Annotated in this window: 12 protein-coding genes; 9 read left to right on the plus strand and 3 right to left on the minus strand. The window is 67.8% G+C overall.

Annotated features, from left to right (window positions below):
• Positions 1 to 887 (plus strand): tetratricopeptide repeat protein (locus tag ACJ8AT_RS26195; RefSeq protein WP_407740594.1); only part of this gene is annotated, 887 nt, incomplete at its 5' end.
• Between the two features lie 6 nt (positions 888 to 893).
• On the opposite strand, the gene fliB is transcribed toward ACJ8AT_RS26195, so the two are convergent.
• Entirely contained in the window at positions 894 to 2186 is a 1293-nt protein-coding gene (gene fliB / locus ACJ8AT_RS26200; RefSeq protein WP_407740595.1) for a flagellin lysine-N-methylase, read from the minus strand.
• Positions 2187 to 2526: 340 nt separating this feature from the next.
• Between fliB and ACJ8AT_RS26205 the strand changes: the two genes are divergently transcribed.
• Complete coding sequence (locus ACJ8AT_RS26205) at positions 2527 to 4254, plus strand: glycoside hydrolase family 44 protein (protein WP_407740596.1); 1728 nt, start codon at positions 2527 to 2529, stop codon at positions 4252 to 4254.
• A gap of 60 nt (positions 4255 to 4314) precedes the next feature.
• On the opposite strand, the gene ACJ8AT_RS26210 is transcribed toward ACJ8AT_RS26205, so the two are convergent.
• Both ACJ8AT_RS26210 and pulA read right to left on the minus strand, forming a co-directional pair.
• A complete protein-coding gene (locus ACJ8AT_RS26210; protein ID WP_407740597.1) occupies positions 4315 to 5715 on the minus strand; it encodes a DUF2254 domain-containing protein in 1401 nt (466 codons plus the stop codon).
• A gap of 276 nt (positions 5716 to 5991) precedes the next feature.
• The gene (pulA, locus tag ACJ8AT_RS26215; RefSeq protein WP_407740598.1) at positions 5992 to 9417 is read right to left on the minus strand and encodes a pullulanase-type alpha-1,6-glucosidase; all 3426 of its coding nucleotides are present in this window, start codon (positions 9415 to 9417) and stop codon (positions 5992 to 5994) included.
• 360 nt (positions 9418 to 9777) lie between these two features.
• Between pulA and ACJ8AT_RS26220 the strand changes: the two genes are divergently transcribed.
• The 7 genes from ACJ8AT_RS26220 (at position 9778) to ACJ8AT_RS26250 (ending at position 18285) form a co-directional block, all read left to right on the plus strand.
• Positions 9778 to 10215: a hypothetical protein gene (locus tag ACJ8AT_RS26220; RefSeq protein WP_407740599.1), complete on the plus strand. Its 438-nt coding sequence runs from the start codon at positions 9778 to 9780 to the stop codon at positions 10213 to 10215.
• A gap of 205 nt (positions 10216 to 10420) precedes the next feature.
• On the plus strand, positions 10421 to 12013 hold the full coding sequence (locus ACJ8AT_RS26225; RefSeq protein WP_407740600.1) for an alpha-amylase family glycosyl hydrolase: 1593 nt from the start codon (positions 10421 to 10423) through the stop codon (positions 12011 to 12013).
• Between the two features lie 53 nt (positions 12014 to 12066).
• Positions 12067 to 13161 (plus strand): ABC transporter ATP-binding protein, encoded by a 1095-nt coding sequence (locus tag ACJ8AT_RS26230; protein WP_407740601.1) that lies wholly within the window; start codon positions 12067 to 12069, stop codon positions 13159 to 13161.
• A gap of 19 nt (positions 13162 to 13180) precedes the next feature.
• A complete protein-coding gene (locus tag ACJ8AT_RS26235) occupies positions 13181 to 14407 on the plus strand; it encodes an extracellular solute-binding protein (RefSeq protein WP_407740602.1) in 1227 nt (408 codons plus the stop codon).
• A gap of 104 nt (positions 14408 to 14511) precedes the next feature.
• The gene (locus ACJ8AT_RS26240; protein ID WP_407740603.1) at positions 14512 to 16572 is read left to right on the plus strand and encodes a carbohydrate ABC transporter permease; all 2061 of its coding nucleotides are present in this window, start codon (positions 14512 to 14514) and stop codon (positions 16570 to 16572) included.
• Complete coding sequence (locus ACJ8AT_RS26245; RefSeq protein WP_407740604.1) at positions 16572 to 17450, plus strand: sugar ABC transporter permease; 879 nt, start codon at positions 16572 to 16574, stop codon at positions 17448 to 17450. The genes ACJ8AT_RS26240 and ACJ8AT_RS26245 overlap by 1 nt, the downstream gene beginning before the upstream one ends.
• Positions 17451 to 17478: 28 nt before the next feature.
• Complete coding sequence (locus ACJ8AT_RS26250; protein ID WP_407740605.1) at positions 17479 to 18285, plus strand: glucodextranase DOMON-like domain-containing protein; 807 nt, start codon at positions 17479 to 17481, stop codon at positions 18283 to 18285.
• Positions 18286 to 18320: the final 35 nt, after the last annotated feature.

Here is an 18320-nt window from a genome sequence, read left to right on the forward strand (position 1 = left end):
CCATGCTGCCCAACGCGGAGGACGCGGCGCTGGCGTTCGCGGAGGTCTTCTACGCCATCGACTACGTGCACGACACGAAGGGCACGGCGGGCTTCCGCACCATCATCCAGGAGCTGCGCAACGGGCAGACGGACCGCAAGGCGGTGGAGGCAGCCATGGGCATGCCCTTCCCGCTCTTCGAGAAGTCGTGGCTGGCGTTCACCAAGAAGCAGTCCTTCCCCAAGGAGCTGGTGCCGCGCGAAGAGGTGGTGCTGAAGGAGCAGGCCAAGGGCAAGGACAAGGAGGATGCGAAGAAGGGGCGGGAGATCTCCTTCGGCGACTTCGAGGAGGTGGAGGAGCTGCCCGCGCGCAAGCTGGCGCACCTGGGCGAGGTGCTGCGCGAGCGCAACCGCACCAAGGCCGCGGCGGCGGAGTACGCCAAGGCGTACCAGATCGTCGGCGACAAGTACGAGTCGGTGTCCAACAAGTACGCGCTGACGCTGCTGGAGCTGCGGCGGCTGGACGAGGCGGAGCAGGTGCTGCGCGGCTCGCTGCGAGTCCACCCGGGCATGCCGGGGACGAACGTGCACCTGGGCCGCATCATGCTGTTCCGCAAGGACTGGGAGAAGGCGAAGGCGGCGTACATGGAGGCGCTGTCGACGAACCCGTTTGATCCGGAGATCCACGTGGCGCTCACGAAGATCCACGACGAGCTCGGGGAGACGGCGCTCATGGCGCGGACGAAGGAGGCGGGAGCGCTGCTCACGGGCCTGACGCCCCAGGGCGTCGAGAACGCGGCCTGGAAGTTCATGCGCGACGAGCGGGAGCTGGCCGGCGCGAACGTGAACAACCCCCAGGCCACGGAAGGGCCCGCGCCCCAGTCCACCCCGAAGGACGGCGGGAAGTAGCAGGCCTCAGCAGAACTTGGCGAACACGAGCGCCTTGCCCAGCGTCTCCCCGCCTCCCACGCCCGTGAGCTCCTTCACGAGCGCGAGGATGTCGGGCGCCTGCTCGACGTGCCGGGATACGAGGTAGAAGCACTCGACCGCGGCCCGATCCAGCACGGCCTGGGAGGCCTCGGGCGCCCCACCCTGCTCCGCCGCGCAGAGCGCCGCCACCTCCGGGTGCCCCACCAGCGTCAGGCGCAGCAGCGCCACCCGGAGCACCAGCCGGAACACGTACGCGAGCAGGCTGGGAGACTCGGTGAAGGGGGAGCGGAGCCACTGCGCCACACCATAGTGGCGGAAGTACTGCTCGACCCGGGCTCCGTGCGCCGCCTCCAGCCGCTGCCACCGCGTGACGTACTCGCGCCACGCGCCCTCCGTGTCCCCCGTGGCCTCCTCGGAGCCCCAGAGCGACACCAGCACGCCGTGGACGAACGGACCGAAGCGCTCGCCCCGCGCCACCGCCTTCCGGGACTTCAGCATCGAGGCCAGCAGCCCGGCGCAGGGGCCTCCCGGAATCTCCAGCGCCAAGAAGTCCCGGTGCATCATCTCCAGCACCTCGGGCGCATCGAACGGCCGGAGCAGCGCCTCCAGCACCTCGCCGGCCTCGGCCACGGTGCCTGGGAAGGGCTCGGCGCTCCGGAAGACGGAGTCCAGCCGGAACGCCATCTGCCCCAGCAGCGAGAGCCGCGAGGCGATGGAGAACTCGCTACGGTTCAGGATTCTCAGCGCGGCGGCGCGGATGGGCTCGGCGTGGGCGGCGTACGCATCTCCCGGCCCGCCCGACAGCGGCCTCGCCGCCTCCAGCCGAGGCACCTGCTCCAGCGGCCCGGGCACCTGCTCCAGCGCGCCCTCCTCCAATAGCAGGAGCCGCGCCATCTCCGGGCACGCCAGGGAGCCCGCGACCTCCACGCGCTCGCCCCACTTCCAGACGATGCGAGGAAAGGTGACGCAGGGATCCGGCAGGGCCTGCTCTCCATGACGGCGGTGGAGGGAGCAGAGCCGCTCGGTATCGAGGAACGGGCAGCTCCCATTCGAGCGCATCTGGATGTACGCCCGCTCGGCGGGAGGAGCGCTGGGACTGGGGAGCAGGTTCGACTCCAACCGCTCCGCGTCCGGAGTGCCGGCCACCACCTCCCGCATCCGCCCCAGCCGCTCCTCGCTCACGGGCACCCGGAGCCCGACACAGCAGGTGTCCTCGCACTGATCGGCGAGGCAGCGGAACTCGAGGACTTTTTTGACGAAGCGGGGAGGCGCATCCATTCGAGAGTGCTCGCGGCCGAGGGATTCCCGAGACGATACCGTGCCCTCGGACTTCGCGCTCCCTTGCTCACGGCATGGGACTCCAGTCCAAGAGTGCGTCCGCTGGTGAATAGCCTGTTCAGGATGTCCGCTCCAGGAGCACTCTCCCGCCAACGCCCCCACGTGGATCTCTTCTTCAGGCGAGCTCGGAGAACTTTCTCCCGCGCCTGCATGAAAGCTGTCTGCTGGCGCGAGCCATCGCGCACGCGCACCAGCGCCCACCGCTTCCAGGCTTCCAAGAACGTGCGCATCGCTTTGCTCACGGTCTGAGAAGACCGCCCCCTCTCAAGGAGTGTTGCGCATGAAGGCTCGGTCGCTCACGTGGCGCGGAGCGTGTGTCATTTTGATCAACTCTTTCGGCGGACAGGGGTGGGCAGCCTCTCCGCGGGATTCCCTGAGCACCGATGCAGAGGCGTTGATTCAACAGAGCCGCCAGCCACCACCGCCCACGTTCTCCGTGAACATCCAGGTGAACGCGGCAGCGAACCGGCGCGCGATCTCACCGGAGATCTACGGTGTTGCCTTTGCCACCGCTGCCCAGATGATGGATCTCAACGTTTCACTCAACCGCAATGGCGGCAACGCCACCAGCCGGTACAACTGGCTGCTCGATGCCTCCAACCGGGGTAGCGACTGGTACTTCGAGAGCGTGCCCCAGTCCGCCGGCACGCCGGGCCAGTCCGCGGATGACTTCTTCGTGATGACCCGCAACGCGGGCGTCCAGCCCATGCTCACGGTGCCGATGATGGGCTGGGTGGCGAAGCTCGGGCTGGCGCGCATGAAGCTGTCGAGCTTCTCCATCCTCAAGTATGGGCCACAGCTCGCCAAGGACTGGCAGTGGCTGGCGGATGCGGGCAGCGGCGTGCGGCTCGATAACTCGATAATCACAAACAATGACCCCCATGATGCCAACCAGCCCGCGGATCCGGCCTTCCAACGGGGCTGGGTGAGCCATCTGGTGAGCCGGTGGGGAAGGGCGAACCAGGGCGGGCTGCGCTACTACATCCTCGATAACGAGCCGAGCGTCTGGCATATGACCCACCGGGACGTGCACCCCACGGGCGCGACGATGGAGGAGGTGCGTGACCGGATGCTCGATTACGGCGCCGCGGTGAAAGCCGTGGACCCGGGCGCGCTCGTGGTGGGCCCGGAGGAGTGGGGCTGGAGCGGCTACCTCTTCAGCGGGTACGACCAGCAGTACAGCCAGCAGCATGGCTACCCGGCGCCCTCGACGCTGCCGGACCGCTCGGCGCACGGCGGCTGGGACTACCTGCCCTGGCTGCTGGATCAGCTCCGGAGCGAGGCCCAGGGCACGGGCCGGCGGACGCTGGACGTCCTCAGCGTGCACTACTACCCGCAGGGCGGCGAGTACAGCGACGACACGAGCTCGAGCATGCAGCTCAAGCGCAACCGCTCCACGCGCTCGCTGTGGGATCCGAACTACGTGGACGCGTCGTGGATCAACGCCCCGGTCCAGCTCATCCCCCGGCTGCGGAGCTGGGTGAACACCTACTACCCGGGCACGCGCATCGCGATCACCGAGTACAACTGGGGCGCCGAGGGCCACATCAACGGCGCCACGGCCCAGGCCGAGCTGCTGGGCCTCTTCGGCCGCGAGGGGTTGGACATGGCGGTGCGCTGGGGCACTCCGGACGCGGCCACGCCCACGTACAAGGCCATCAAGCTGTACCGCAACTATGACGGCAAGCGCTCGACGTTCGGGGACACGAGCGTGCTGGCCCAGGTGCCGGATCCAGACACGGTGTCGGCGTTCGCGGCGGTGCGCTCGTCGGATGGAGCGCTCACGATCATGGTCGTGGGCAAGTTCCTGACGGGGACCGCGGGCCTCACGGTGGATCTGGCCGGCTTCGCGCCCGCGGGGACAGCTCAGGTATGGCAACTCACGGCGGCGAACACGCTGACGCGCCTGACGGACGTCACGCTGTCAGGAACGCGGCTGACGGCCACCGTGCCGGCCAGCAGCATCACCCTGTTCGTGGTGCCGAGAGCCGCCGCGGCGCTCCCGTGAAGCTGAGCGTTCCATGGCGCATCGCAGGGAGCCCTCAGCGATAGGATGAATCTCCGGGGCTCAGTAGCCGAGCGAAGGCAGGGGTGGAAGGGGCTCCTGGCGCTCCAGGGCCCGTTCCACCTCTTCCGCGTAGCGCAGCATCAGCGCCGACAAGCTGGGGCTGGCCGCCTTGGCGCTCGCGCTCAATTGGTGGAGCACCTCGCGGACGGCACGCTGGTCCGGTTCCCCCGAGACGCGCAGCCCCACCTCGCCAGCCAGCCGGAGCAGCCGCAGCACCACCGCCGGCTCTCCCGCGCCATAGCGGCCGATCTGCTCGGTGGCCAGCACGAGGTAATCCCTCAGCTCCAGCGCACGCAGGAAGACACGCGGACGCCCCTGGGCATCGGCCAGGACGCGCGGTCCCTGCCGCAGCCGGCACAGCTCGCAGAGAAGGACGGTGAGCTGGTCCACGGACTCGACGGCTGTCGAGGGATCATTGATGCCCGGTGAGAGCGCCTTGATGGCCACGTCCACGAGCTGCCGCACCCCCAGCGCCAGGTCCCTGTCCGGCGTCCGCCAGGGGCCGATGAGCACGGCGCGCTCCACGCACCGGGCAAGCTGCTCCTTCTCCCGAGGCGCTCCTTCCGAGACCAGCCGGGCGAGCGAGGCCCCGCGCACCACCGGCTCGCCGATGGCGATGTCCAGGTGGATGGAGAGCCCCCGGGCCACGGCCAGCACGAGCAGGGCCCGCGTGTCGACATCCACCACGAAGCCGGAGCAGGGAGCGGCGACCTGCCACGCGCCCGAGGGAACGGGGGGTAGCGCCGAGGCCTCCGTCTCCCTACGGCGCAGCAGGTCCAGCGTGCGCGCGACCTCGAGGGAGGATCTCCGCACCCGGCGGACGATCTGCTCGGCGCGCACCATGGAGAGCGTGTACGTCGTTTCAAAGACGAGCGCCGCGCCACAGCAGACGAGCAGCAACATGGCCATGCCGAGCGCCGGGCGGGGCTGCTCACCGGGCTCCTCGACAAAGCCGAAGGCATACCCTCCCACCAGACAGTAGACGCCGGTGGCCACGAACACGGGAAGGAGAAGCCGGGAGCCCCTGTCCCTCATGAACAGGCGCAGCAGCCGCGGAGAGTAGTTGCTGCTGGTGTTCTGCAGCACGATCAGGGACAGCGACAGGGCGATGCTCAGGGTCGTGATCACGATGCCCAGCATCGAGGCGAGGATCCGCCGTGAGTCCTCCATGGAGGCGCGCCAGGCCAGGCCGCGAATCCAAGAGGGGCGGATGCCAAAGGGCTCCACCACGAAGAGCACCGCCAGTCCGGCGCCCACCACGGCGCCCACCACGGGGAGGAGCCACGTGCTGTCGCGGGCACTTGTCCGCGCTGAGTGCAGCCTGCTCCGGAAGCGGCCGGGCCACGGCCTCACGGGCAGCGCTCCGAGCCCCCGGAGCGCTGGCTCTTCTGCCACCCGCATGTCCCCACCTCCACTCGGGGCGGAGTGCCTGCCGCGACCTGCCCCAGGGCTCAAAGCTGGGCCGCGCGCTCCCTCTTGGCAATGCAATGCGCTCAGACGTCGCGCGGTCCACACCCGGCAGCCCGAGAGCGCGGGTTGCTCCGCTGCGTCCACTCCTCCACCTTCTGCTGAGACTGGCCAAGCTCGGTGCAGCGCGCACCGGCACTCGTAGCCCCCATCGCCTAACGCTGATGGCGCCCTGCCCCGCTCGAAGGCAGGGCACCAGAGCCGCGAGGACTACTGCTCGCGACGGCGCGAACGCCGCAGCAGCATGAAGCCCAGCACCAGCGCCAGGGCGCTCAGCGCCGCGCTCCCCGTACCCGTTACGCCGCAGCTGCTGCTGGAGCCACCACCGGGGATGGAGCTCGGAGAGCCCGGAGGCGTCTTGCCCATGAACACCGCCGTGGTCCGCGCGGGCACCGTGAACGCACCCGTGGTCGAATCGAACGAGGCGCTGCGCACCACCGGGTCCGTGGACTCCTTGAGCACCGGGTGCAGCTCCAGGGTCGTGTTCTTGAAGGTGTCCGACGCGAACTTCTGCTCCTTGTCGCTCGCGTTGAAGATCACCACCGCGTCCGAGTACGCCCCCTCGGCGACATACTTCTCGCCGCCGATGTGCATGACAATGAGCCCGGGGATCTGCTGCGGCCCGGTGTTCTCAAACGTCACGCGCTGCTGCACCTCCGCCCCTGTCCGCAGCCGGAACAGGTTGGTGCTCTTGCGGATGCGGATCATCTCCTCGAAGTGCTCGAGCGCCCGCTGGATGTGGGCCGGCGTCGGCTTGAGTGAAGGATCCGCCAGCAGCAGCTTGAGGACGGTCCAGTTGTTCTGGTTATCCCCGGCGGGCGGCAGGCCCACGCCCCAGTTGTTGGACTGGTACGTCCAGTCCAGCTTGTTGAACCAATCCCCCGAGTTGAAGCTGTTGCGATCTCCCGACTTGGAGCGCAGCAGCTCGTCGCCCGCCTGGAAGAACGGGATGCCCTGGCCCAGCGCCACCAGGCTGATGCCCATGTTGTGCATCCGCACCCGTGTGTCCATGTTCGCGCCGCGCGGCGCCTTCACCTGCACCGCGTCGAACAGCGAGTCATTGTCGTGCGCCGAGACGTAGGTGATGACCTCCTGCGGATCCAGCGTGTAGCCCGCGGGGTCGCCGCCGTACTTGATCTGCGAGCCCTTCACCACCGCGCCCTCCACATTGGTGAAGGTGTAGTCGCGCAGGTTGCCCGCCAGCCCCACGCGGAGCCGGTCTTGGTGCGCCAGCAGCAGGTTCTTCTGCTCCGCCGACGAGCCCTGGTTCGTCCCGTTCGGATCCGTGAAGAGGCCGCTGATGAAGCCCTGCTCCTGCAGGCCGCTGAACGGGCCACCGCCGCGCGCCGCGTCGCGGAGCCGGTCACTGAAGGTGCCCACACCCGTGCCCGGCATGTTGAGCTGCGTGGCGTTCACTCCCCGCGCGTTGTTGGCCACCTCGCCGAAGTTCCAGCCCTCGCCGTAGAGGTAGATGGCCTTGCCATCCACCCCATCCTTCTCGAGCGTCAGCGCATCCAGCGCCGCGCGCACCTTGAGGATGTTGGACTTCATGTGGTGGCCCATCAGATCGAACCGGAAGCCATCCACCTTGTACTGCCTGGCCCAGGTGACGATCGAGTCCACCATGAGCTTCTCCATCATGGCGTGCTCGGTGGCGGTGTTCTGGCAGCACGTGGAGGTCTCCACGTTCCCGTCCGCGTTGAGCCGGTGGTAGTAGCCGGGGACGATCCGATCCAGCACCGACTGCGGATCCTGCCCCGAGGCCTTGGTGTGGTTGTAGACCACGTCCATCACCACGCGCAGGCCCAGCCCGTTGATGGACTGCACCATCTGGCGGAACTCGACGATGCGCGGGGTGCCGTTCGGGTCGGTGGAGTAGCTGCCCTCGGGCACCGTGTAGTGGTACGGGTCATAGCCCCAGTTGTAGCCATCCGCGTCCTTCACCGCGCCCACCGCCGCCTGCTGCTGATCCGAGTCCGGCGGCAGCGCCGACAGATCCCCCGCCGGCTGCTGGTGCAGGGCGCGGTTCTCCTCGATGGTGGCGAGATCAAACACCGGCAGCAGGTGCACGTGCGTCACGCCCGCCTTGGCCAGCCGCGCCAGGTGCTTGGTGCCGTTGGAGGCCTCGGTGAAGGCCTTGAAGGTGCCCCGCTCGCTGGCCGGGACCGAGGCGTCGCTGATGCTGAAGTCGCGCACGTGCAGCTCGTAGAGGACAATGTCCTCGGGCGCCGCCAGCGCCGGCTTCTCCAGCTTGGCCCAGCCCGACGGCAGGAGCGCCGCGTCACTCAGGTCCACAATCTGGCTGCGCGTGCTGTTGGTGGCCAGGCTCACCGAGTACGGATCCGTCACGCGGTTGGTCTTCACCGCCTGCTCCTTGCGGACGTAGACCTGCACCTCGTAGAGGTAGAACTTGTTCTTCCACGAGGCGTCGCCCGTGGCGGACCACACGCCCTTCTCCCCCGCCTGCATCGTCACCGTCTGAGACGGCTCCGTCGCGGTCGCGTCATCGAAGATCAGCAGGGACACGCTGCGCGCCGTGGGGGCCCAGACACGAAGCGTGGGCACGCCCGCGTTGAAGGACACGCCCAGCGGCCCCGTGTACGTGTAGAGCTCATCCAGCACGCCGGGGAGCTGCACGGACGTGGCGTCCAGCACCTTGCCGGCGGACGAGGTCAGCGACACGGCGATCTGCCCCTGGAGGAGCTGCTGCACCTTGGCCGGCTCGGTGGTGGGGAGCTTCAGGACGAGCGCGTCCGCCAGGTGGGGGAAGCGCTGCTTCAGCGCGGGGCTCAGGCCTGACGCATCCTGCTGAAGCGTGATGACGGTGCCGCCCTGGATGCCGGTGTCGGTCAGCCGCATCGAGCCATCCGGCTGGTAGTGCAGCCGGAAGGTCGCGTCCGCCGGAACGGAGTCGACCTGGGGGCTCCACGCCAGCGTGTCCGGCGTCAGCCAGTGCGCCCGGGCCAGGAGGATGTCACCGGTGGCTGCGTTCGCCGGCTTGATGGTCACCTTCTTGGTGGTGGAGTTCCAGGAGAACACCACCTCTTCGCCCGCGGCCGAGACGGTGAACCCGATGTTGTTGCCGCTCTGGTCTCCATAGTTCTCGTTCCAGCTCTCGTTGATGGCCACCTTCGCTTGGTACGCGCCCGGCGGGATCGCCGTGGTCGTGAAGGTGAAGATGCCATCCCCATCCGGATCCTGCAGCCAGGACTTGAGGCAATCCGGCTGCCAATCGCCGGGACAGCCGAGCTCGCTCTGGAAGTCGCCGGGGGCCACGGCGATCCGCGCCACATCGTCGCGCACGTAGTGGCTGGTGGGATCGTAGTAGAACTTCACCGAGCCGTTGGCGCTCTGGGTGAGCGTGAGCGGCGCCGCGGGGTAGGTCTGCGTCTGCGTGCCGTTGGAGAACACCACCTGGTAGTGGTAGGCGGTGGCGCTGGCCGGAATCGTGAAGGCCTTCTGCCACACGCCATCATTATCGAGAGCGAGCTGGGTGGCGGTACACGTCGGATCATTGTTGCTCGCACAGCCGAGCTTGCTCTGGAAATCACCGACGAGCGTCACGGTGGTCGCCGCGACGGCGGCCAACGGCGCGAAGAGGGTGGCCAGCAACGCGCTCAGCACGAGCGGGCGCACCTGTAACGGGGAACGAACTGGGACTCTCAGGACACACCTCCGGGGGTTGAAAAGGGCTGCTGCACCGAGCCGGGAGCCGGCGTGGCAGCACGGTGGGCGCACACTAGCAGGGTGGCCAGAGCAGGCGTCCAGACCTCCCCTCGCCTCTCCTTCCCGCCCCGAGCCATCCTCACCGGGAAGCTCCACGAGAAGCACGGAATCCCTGGAGGATTTCGCTCGCCTGCTCCTTGGGGGACGGGCCGGGCCCATGCCTCGCGCCCCGGTCGCCTCCGGTCCGAGCCAGGGTTGCGAGGCGCCGAGTTGCATCGCCACCCTGCCCGTAGATGGGCGGAGCGTTCCGCCGAACCGGGGTGACCGAACATGAAGAAATTGATCATCGGCGTGGCGGCGGTGGGGGCAGCGTGCCTGATGGGGTGCAAGACGGACACGAGCGTGGCGGGCTATTCGTCAGAGGTGGCGCCGCCCACACGCATCGCCCAGAACCCTGACATCGCTCGCGGAGACAACGGACCGCTGATCAAGGCCACGGTCGTCGCCGACTACAAGGACACCCTCATCGTCCGGGACAACAAGGGCTTCGAGCGAGCCATGCGCGTGGATGAGCAGACGCTGTACAAGAATCCGGACGGCGACATCATCGCCCGGGCCTACCTGACGCCTGGCTCGCAGGTGCGCACCTCGTTCGACTACAACGACAAGGAGCGCATCGCTCGCGAGGTCGTCATCGAGCAGGAGCCGGCCCAGTGCGAGCCGAACTCGTGGCCCGAGGATCCCTCGCCCTACCGCCGCGACCCATAAGGTAGGGGGCCTCGGACACACCGGGAGCATCAGCCTCCCGCACTCCTACGCGCCGCGTCAGACTTCGTGTGCCTGTCATTTCACTCGGGCAACGACAACGCGGCGCATCATGAGTGCCGCGCGGATGGATCCGACCGTGGAGGTCCACAAGTCAGAGAGATCGATAGTTCACCTCCACACCGTTCTATGAAAAAGTCCCGCCGGAATGCAGGCCCCCCAGCCCCGCAGCCTGGCCGTTGAGCGCATGCGTCATGTGGCGTTGACGCTGCTGCTCACGCTCCACCTGGCGAGTTGCGCGCACAGCCCTGCGTCCACCGAACCCGCTGCCACCCCGGCGAGTCCCGCCGCGGCCACCGTCCAGCCGCCCGCACCGCCGCCTGCTCCCAAGGTGGCGCCGCGCCGCTGGGCCGACGAGATCCTCTACTTCGTCATCGTGGATCGCTTCGCGGATGGGGACTCGGCCAACAACGCCGCGGTGGACACGGCCGCCCAGGGCGCCTTCCATGGCGGAGACCTGAAGGGCCTGCGCCAGCAGCTGGACGAGCTGAGCTCGCTGGGCGTCACGGCGCTGTGGATCACCCCGGTGGTGAAGAACATCGACAGCTTCGTCACCGGCGCGGGCTTCCCGGACTGGGGCTACCACGGCTACTGGGCGGACGACTTCCACAAGCTGGATCCGCGCTTCGGCTCCGAGGAGGACCTGCGCGCCCTGGTGGACGAGGCCCACCGGCGCGGCATCCGCGTGCTGCTGGACGTGGTCTACAACCACGCGGGCTACAACTCGCACTACCTCACCAACCCCGAGACGAAGACCTGGCTGCGCTCGGAGGACCGGGGCACCTGCGGCCAGGAGGACGTGACGCTGTGCGTCTCCGGCCTGCCGGACTTCAAGACGGAGCAGCCCGAGGTGGCGAAGTTCCTCCTGGACGCGCAGCTGGAGTGGGCCAGGCGCTCCGGCGTGGACGGCTTCCGGCTGGACACGGTGAAGCACGTGGATCACCCCTTCTGGAAGGAGCACCGCCGCCGCACCCGCGAAGAGGTGAGCAAGGACTTCTTCCTGCTGGGCGAGGTGTGGGGCGGAGATGCCGAGTCGCTCGAGCCGTGGTTCTCCGGGGACGAGATGGATGCCGGCTTCGACTTCGGCTTCCAGGGCAGCACGCTCGCCTTCGTTCAGGGCCGAGGCCGCACCGTGGCCTTCGACAAGTACCTCAAGTCCCGGGGCAAGGTGCATCCGGGCTACCTGCTGGCGCACTTCCTGTCCTCGCACGACGTGCCCGGAGCGCTCTTCCAGCTCGAGGGCGACGTGAAGCGCTTCCGCCTGGCGGCGGTGCTCCAGCTCACCACCTCCGGCATCCCCACCATCTATTACGGTGAGGAGGTGGGCCGGCCCGGCGGCGACTGGCCCGCCAACCGCAGCGACATGCCCTGGGGCTCGCGCGACGTGAAGCCCGGCGCCGGCAAGCCTCGGGACGAGGAGCTGCGCAAGCTCTACCAGAAGCTCATCTCCATCCGCCGCGCCCACCCGGCGCTCTCGCGCGGCACCCATCAAGGGCTGTCCACCGAGGGAGACCTGTACCTGTTCCTGCGCCATGACGTGGATTCCGGCGACGCGGTGATCGTGGCGATCAACCGCGGGCAGCAGCCGGCGAAGCTCTCGCTTCCGTGGCCCGCCCCCTGGGGGGGAACGGCCGCGGAGGACTTGTTGAACGGGGGCCGGCTGGAAGGCCCCACCCTGGAGCTCACCGTCGAGCCGCTGTCGGCGAGCATCCTGGGAAGACCGGGCTCAGCGGCCCGATAACGCAAAAGACGACCAACCCCAACCACCCTAGCTGTCTCGGGGACGAGGGCCTGATGGCCGAAGTAACGTTCAAGGACGTGGCGAAGCGGTACGGCTCGGTCTCGATCATCGAGGGGCTCAACCTCGACATTCGTGATCATGAGTTCCTGGTGCTGGTGGGCCCCTCCGGGTGCGGGAAGTCCACCGCGCTGCGGATGATCGCCGGCCTGGAGGAGATCTCCGGCGGCGCCGTCTCCATTGGCGGCAGAGTGGTCAACGACCTGCCCCCCAAGGAGCGGGACGTGGCCATGGTCTTCCAGAACTACGCGCTCTATCCCCACATGACGGTGCGGGAGAACCTCGAGTTCGGCCTGAAGATCCGCAAGACGCCCAAGCCGGACATGGACAAGCTGGTGAACGAGGCGGCGGACATCCTCGGCATCACCCACCTGCTGGAGCGCAAGCCCAAGCAGCTGTCGGGCGGTCAGCGCCAGCGCGTGGCCCTGGGCCGCGCCATCGTCCGCAAGCCCGCCGTGTTCCTCTTCGACGAGCCGCTGTCCAACCTGGACGCCAAGCTGCGCGTGGCCATGCGCGCGGAGATCAAGAAGCTCCAGCAGCGCCTCCAGGTGACGAGCGTCTACGTGACGCATGATCAGATCGAGGCGATGACGATGGGGCACCGCATCGCCGTGCTCAAGGAGGGCAAGCTGCAGCAGCTCGGCACGCCGCTGGAGGTGTACGAGCGCCCCGCCAACATCTTCGTGGCCCAGTTCATCGGCAGCCCGCCCATGAACTTCCTGGACGCCACGCTGGACGCCAACGGCACCACGCTGGTGGGCCAGGGCTTCAGCCTCCCGGTGCCCCAGAGCCTGCGCGCGGTGACGGCGGGCAAGGGCGGCAAGAAGATGAAGGTGGGCATCCGCCCCGACCACCTGCTGCAGCCGGGCCAGACCGCCCGCGGCGAGTCCGCGAAGCTGGAGTCCAAGGTGGAGATCGTCGAGCCGCTGGGCAATGAGCTCATCGTCCACTCGCGCCTGGGCGAGTTCGGCCTCGTCTTCCGCATGCCCCCGCAGAGCCCGCCCGAGCCCGGCGCGACGGTCCCCGTCGTGGTGGAGACGGACAGCCTGCACCTCTTCGACGCTGAAACCGAGCAGCGCCTCACCGCTTGATTCCCCGGAGCCTCCCCTCATGAAGAACCTGCGACTGCTGATTGCGGCCGTGTGCCTTGGTGCGCTCGGCCTGCTGCCCCTGACTGCCTCCGCCGAGCAGAAGGAGATTGTCCTCTGGCACTCGTACCGCGCCGAGGAGAAGGCCGCGATCGAGAAGCTGGTGGAGCAGTACAACAAGGCCAACGCCGGCAAGGTCCATGTCACGGCGCAGGCCACTCCCTATGACGCCTTCGCGGACAAGATCACCGCCACCGTGCCGCGCGGCAAGGGGCCGGACCTCTTCATCTTCGCGCAGGATCGCCTGGGCGGCTGGATCGAGGCCGGCAACACCATCGAGCCCATCGACTTCTACCTGGATGACGCGCTCAAGAAGCGCTTCATCCCCACGACGATGCAGGCGATGACGTACCGGGGCACCGTGTACGGGCTGCCGCTCAACTACAAGACGATCGCGCTCATCTACAACAAGAAGCTGGTGCCCACCCCGCCGAAGACGTCCGGCGAGCTGGTGGCCATGGCCAAGAAGCTCACCAACAAGAAGACCGGCACCTTCGGGCTGGCGTACTCGTACGGCGACTTCTACTACCACGCGGCGCTGATGAACGGCTTCGGTGGCGGCGTGTTCGACGCCAAGTTCAACCCCACGCTCAACTCGCCGGAGAACGTGAAGTCCGTCGATCAGCTGCTCAAGTGGATCGACAAGGACGGCATCCTCCCGGCCGAGCCCTCCTCGGCGTTGATCACCTCGCTCTTCAATGACGGCAAGGCGGGCATGGTGTTTTCCGGTCCGTGGTTCCTGGGCGAGATCGCCAAGGGCATCGACTACGGCATCGCCCCGCTGCCCACGCTGGACGAGAACGGCGGCAAGCCCATGCGCCCGTGGATGACGGTGGAGGGCGTGTACGTGACGGCGCCCTCGAAGAACAAGGAGGCCGCCTTCGACGTGGCCAAGTTCCTCACTGACGTGCCGGCCGCCAAGGTGATGGCGCTCGAGGGCCGCCAGAACCCCGCCAACTCCGAGGTCTACAGCGACGCCCAGGTCTCCAAGGATCCGCAGCTCAAGGCCTTCCATGATCAGGTGGAGGTGGCGGTGCCCATGCCCAACGTGCCGGAGATGACCATGGTGTGGTCGCCGGCCACCAGCGCCATGAACGGCATCCTCAAGAAGGCCTCCAAGCCGAAAGAGGCGCTCGACAAGGCGCAGGCCCAGGTGGCCAAGGACGTCGCTGGGCTGCGCAAGAAGTGAGCACCGCTTCACCCCAGCCCCCAGGCGGCGCTCCCTCTCGCGCCGCCTCTTCCGGGCCCGACTCGCACAGCGCTCCGGCCCTTCCCCACGCAGCAGGCTCCTCCTTGACTCCTCCTCAGAACACTCCCCCCGGCCTGCGACGGCCACGCGCGCTGGTGGGGCTGGCCCTGGCGCTTGGCCTGGGGCTGGCGCTCGCCCACGTCCTGCTGGTCCGTGCGCGCCAGGACGCCGACAGCGGGCGCGAGCAGCGGCAGGATCTCATCTCCCTGAACGCGCTGGTGGAGCTCGTGCAGCGCGCGGGAGGCAGTGGTGACGGGGTGCGCTCCGTCGTGGCCTCCGAGAAGGAGCAGCTCCTCCCAGGACGAAATGCGCGGGTGATCGCCTTCTCCGGCATCAAGCTGGAGGCCTCTACCTTCCCGGCGGATCAGGGAGACAAGGCCGCGCCGCGGCGGCTGTCGCGCGAGGAGAAGCCCCTCTACGACCGTGGACAGCGGCTGCGCGCGGCGGTGGAGACCAACCGCGAGGAGGGCAACGCCCGAAAGCCGGAGATCGAGCGGGCGGAGCTCACCGGGAGCGAGCCGCCGGAGCAGGCCGAGGGTGACAAGGCGCAACAGCAGCCCAGCGCCGCGAAGGCGGAGCAGCCCACTGGCGCACTGCTGTTCTCGGCGCCGGTGGAGGTGAATGGATCCGTGGTGGGCATGGTGGAGCTGGCCACGCCTCCGCAGGATGCCGCTGGAGCCAAGGCCCAGGCCCAGGCGCGCCCGGGACCGGGGCCTGTGCTGCTGGCCTTCCTCCTGCCGCTGCTGCTGCTGGCCGCCGTGTCCTTCGCGCCGCTGCGCCGCCAGTGGCAGCTGGTGGCCGTGGCGGCGGTGGCCTTCGTGGCGGGCCTGGGTGGCTACGCCGGATATTCGATGCGCTCGCTCGAGGAGGGCGTGCGCGGCTCGCAGGAGGCGGTGGCCCGGCACCTCAACGCCACGGCCGAGAAGGCCCGGGCCGTGATTGCCGCGCAGAACCTCGCGGCGGATCCGGCGCTCAAGCCGGAGACGTGGGACACGGACTTCTACCGCCGGCCGCTGGGGATCCTGACGGCCCAGGGCACGGTGACCGAGGCGGCTGTCACTCAGCGCGTGGTGGAGCTGCAGGGCCAAGCCTCGCGGGCCTTCTACCTGCTGGGCGTGGTGGGGCTGGGGTTGCTGCTCTTCGTTGGAATGGGCGGCATGAACCGCGTGGCGAGCACGGTGGTGGAGCACCGCGAGGCGTACACCTATATCTTCCCAGCCATGATCGGGATGGTGGTGCTCGTCTTCTTCCCCTTCTTCTACGGCATCACCCTCTCGTTCACCGACGCCAACCTCTACAACACCAGCCTCCCGCTCTCGGAGATCTGGATCGGCCTGCGCAACTACGTGGAGATCCTCGGTGACTTCAACGTCGCCCACCGCGGAGAGGGCGGCGTCTGGGTCTTCAACTACCTGAACTTCTACTGGACGCTGTTCTTCACCATCGTCTGGACGATCACCAACGTGACGATCGGCGTCTCGGTGGGCCTGCTGCTGGCGCTCATCCTCAACACGCCCAACCTGGCGCTGCGGCCCTTGTACCGGGTGCTCCTCATCCTGCCCTGGGCCATGCCCAACTACATCACCGCGCTCATCTGGAAGGGCATGTTCCACCAGCAGTTCGGCGTGGTGAACCACATCATCCGCATGTTCGGCGGCCAGGGCCTGTCCTGGTTCGAGTCCCCCTTCACCTCGTACCTCACGGCGCTGGCCACCAACGGCTGGCTGAGCTTCCCCTTCATGATGGTGGTGTCGCTGGGCGCGCTCCAGTCCATCCCCATGGAGCTCTACGAGGCGGCGCGCGTGGACGGGGCCAACCGCTGGCAGCAGTTCGTCTCCATCACCCTGCCCTCGCTCAAGCCCGCGCTGGTGCCCGCCATCATCCTGTCGGTGGTGTGGACCTTCAACATGTTCAACATCATCTTCCTCGTCACCGAGGGCGAGCCAGGCAACTCCACGGAGATCCTCGTCACCCAGGCGTACAAGTTCGCCTTCCAGCGCTACCGCTACGGCTACGCGGCCGCCTACTCCACCGTCATCTTCGGCATCCTGCTGCTCTACAGCGTGGTGCAGAACCGCATCTCCCGCGCCACGGAGGCGACCTGATGGCCACGCGCCGCGAGGGCGTCCCGCACCTGCCGCTCCACCTGGTGCTGGTGCTCTTCACCCTCTTCACCCTCTACCCCGTCCTCTGGGTGGCGACGATCGCCTTCTCCGGGCGGCAGAACCTGGCCATCGCCACGCTCCCGGCCGACCCCACGTGGACGGACCGGCTGCGCGCCATCACCCCGTGGCCCGAGACGTGGTCCCTGTCCAACTTCACCTCGGTGATGACGGATCAGCCCTTCGCCCGGTGGATGCTCAACAGCGTCATCATCGCCGTGGGCACCACCGTGGTGGGCGTGTTCCTGGCCTGCACCGCCGCCTACGCCTTCAGCCGCTTCAAGTTCCCCGGCCAGCGCACCGGCATGATGGCCTTCCTGGTGTCCCAGATGTTCCCGGGCACGCTGATGCTCATCCCCCTGTTCATCATCCTGGTGCAGTGGCTGGGCCTGGGCTCCTCGCGCCTGGGCCTCATCATCGTCTACGCCACCACCTCCATCCCCTTCAGCGTGTGGATGCTCAAGGGCTACTTCGACACCATCCCGAAGGACTTGGAGGAGGCCGCGCTGATGGAAGGGGCCTCGGTAGGCAAGATTTTCTGGAGCATCATCCTTCCCCTGGCCAAGCCCGCCGTGGCGGTGACGGCGCTGTTTTCTTTCATGACCGCCTGGAATGAGTTCATCCTGGCGGCTACGTTCATGGACCAGGAGGCGATGTACACGGCACCGGTGGGCCTTCGCTTCTTCGTGGGTGGCTTCTCGCAGCAGTGGGGCTACTTCGCCGCCGGCTCCATCATCGTCTCCGTTCCCGTGGTGTTCCTGTTCCTGTTCTTGCAGAAGTACCTCGTGTCCGGCCTCACCGCCGGAAGCGTGAAAGGTTGAAGTCGTTTCCCCAAGGAGAGAGAGCCTCATGAAGACCCTCGCAAGCCTCACCCTCGCCGCCTCGCTGCTCAGCCTCCCCGCCTTCGCCGCGGACAAGGTTTCCTTCAAGGACCCCACCGGCGACGACGACGGCCCGGGCACCTACAAGTACCCGACGGACACCGTCTACAAGAAGGGCTCGTTCGACATCACCGACGTCAACGTGGAGAAGAAGGGCGACAAGCTCGAGTTCACCGTCGGCGTGAACGCCGCGCTCGAGGATCCCTGGAACATGAAGAAGGGGTTCTCCACGCAGATGGTGTTCATCTTCATCGACACGGACGGCAAGGAGGGCAGCGGCCACACCGACAGCCCGCCGGGCCTCAACGTCCAGTTCGCCCCGGCCTCCGCCTGGGACAAGCTCGTCATCCTCTCGCCGCAGGAGCCCGCACGCGTGCGCAAGGAGGTGGAGACCAAGGCCCCCGGCCTGAAGGGCGACATCCTCATCCCCGAGCGCACCAAGGGCGCCGGCAAGAAGATCAGCGGCGCGGTGGATGCCGCCTCGATCAAGGGCGATCCCAGCCAGTGGGGCTTCCAGGTGGTGATGCAGTCCAACGAGGGCTTCCCCTCCGGCAATGATCTGCTCACCCGCAAGGTGAACGAGTACGAGGGCCAGCACCGCTTCGGCGGCGGCAATGACGCGGACTGCGATCCGCAGGTGATCGACATCCTGGCGGGTGACGCCAAGGGTGACGCCACCGAGATCAAGGCCCAGCACGACATGCTCAAGTACGAGTGCGCCGCGGACGGCAGCGCCAAGACCAAGGCCACGCTGACGATGGTGCACGCGAAGTAACGCAGCCGCTGATTCACAAGGAAATGGCCGGGTGG

Source organism: Hyalangium sp., from assembly GCF_045802625.1.
In the GTDB taxonomy this organism is placed as follows: Bacteria; Myxococcota; Myxococcia; order Myxococcales; family Myxococcaceae; genus Hyalangium.

Coding starts and splice junctions, on each gene's coding strand:
- fliB (WP_407740595.1), bottom strand. CDS start 2,186: ATGGATGCGCCTCCCCGCTTCGTCAAAAAAGTCCTCGAGTTCCGCTGC.
- ACJ8AT_RS26235 (WP_407740602.1), top strand. CDS start 13,181: ATGAAGAACCTGCGACTGCTGATTGCGGCCGTGTGCCTTGGTGCGCTC.
- ACJ8AT_RS26205 (WP_407740596.1), top strand. CDS start 2,527: ATGAAGGCTCGGTCGCTCACGTGGCGCGGAGCGTGTGTCATTTTGATC.
- ACJ8AT_RS26210 (WP_407740597.1), bottom strand. CDS start 5,715: ATGCGGGTGGCAGAAGAGCCAGCGCTCCGGGGGCTCGGAGCGCTGCCC.
- ACJ8AT_RS26225 (WP_407740600.1), top strand. CDS start 10,421: ATGCAGGCCCCCCAGCCCCGCAGCCTGGCCGTTGAGCGCATGCGTCAT.
- ACJ8AT_RS26245 (WP_407740604.1), top strand. CDS start 16,572: ATGGCCACGCGCCGCGAGGGCGTCCCGCACCTGCCGCTCCACCTGGTG.
- ACJ8AT_RS26220 (WP_407740599.1), top strand. CDS start 9,778: ATGAAGAAATTGATCATCGGCGTGGCGGCGGTGGGGGCAGCGTGCCTG.
- ACJ8AT_RS26230 (WP_407740601.1), top strand. CDS start 12,067: ATGGCCGAAGTAACGTTCAAGGACGTGGCGAAGCGGTACGGCTCGGTC.
- ACJ8AT_RS26250 (WP_407740605.1), top strand. CDS start 17,479: ATGAAGACCCTCGCAAGCCTCACCCTCGCCGCCTCGCTGCTCAGCCTC.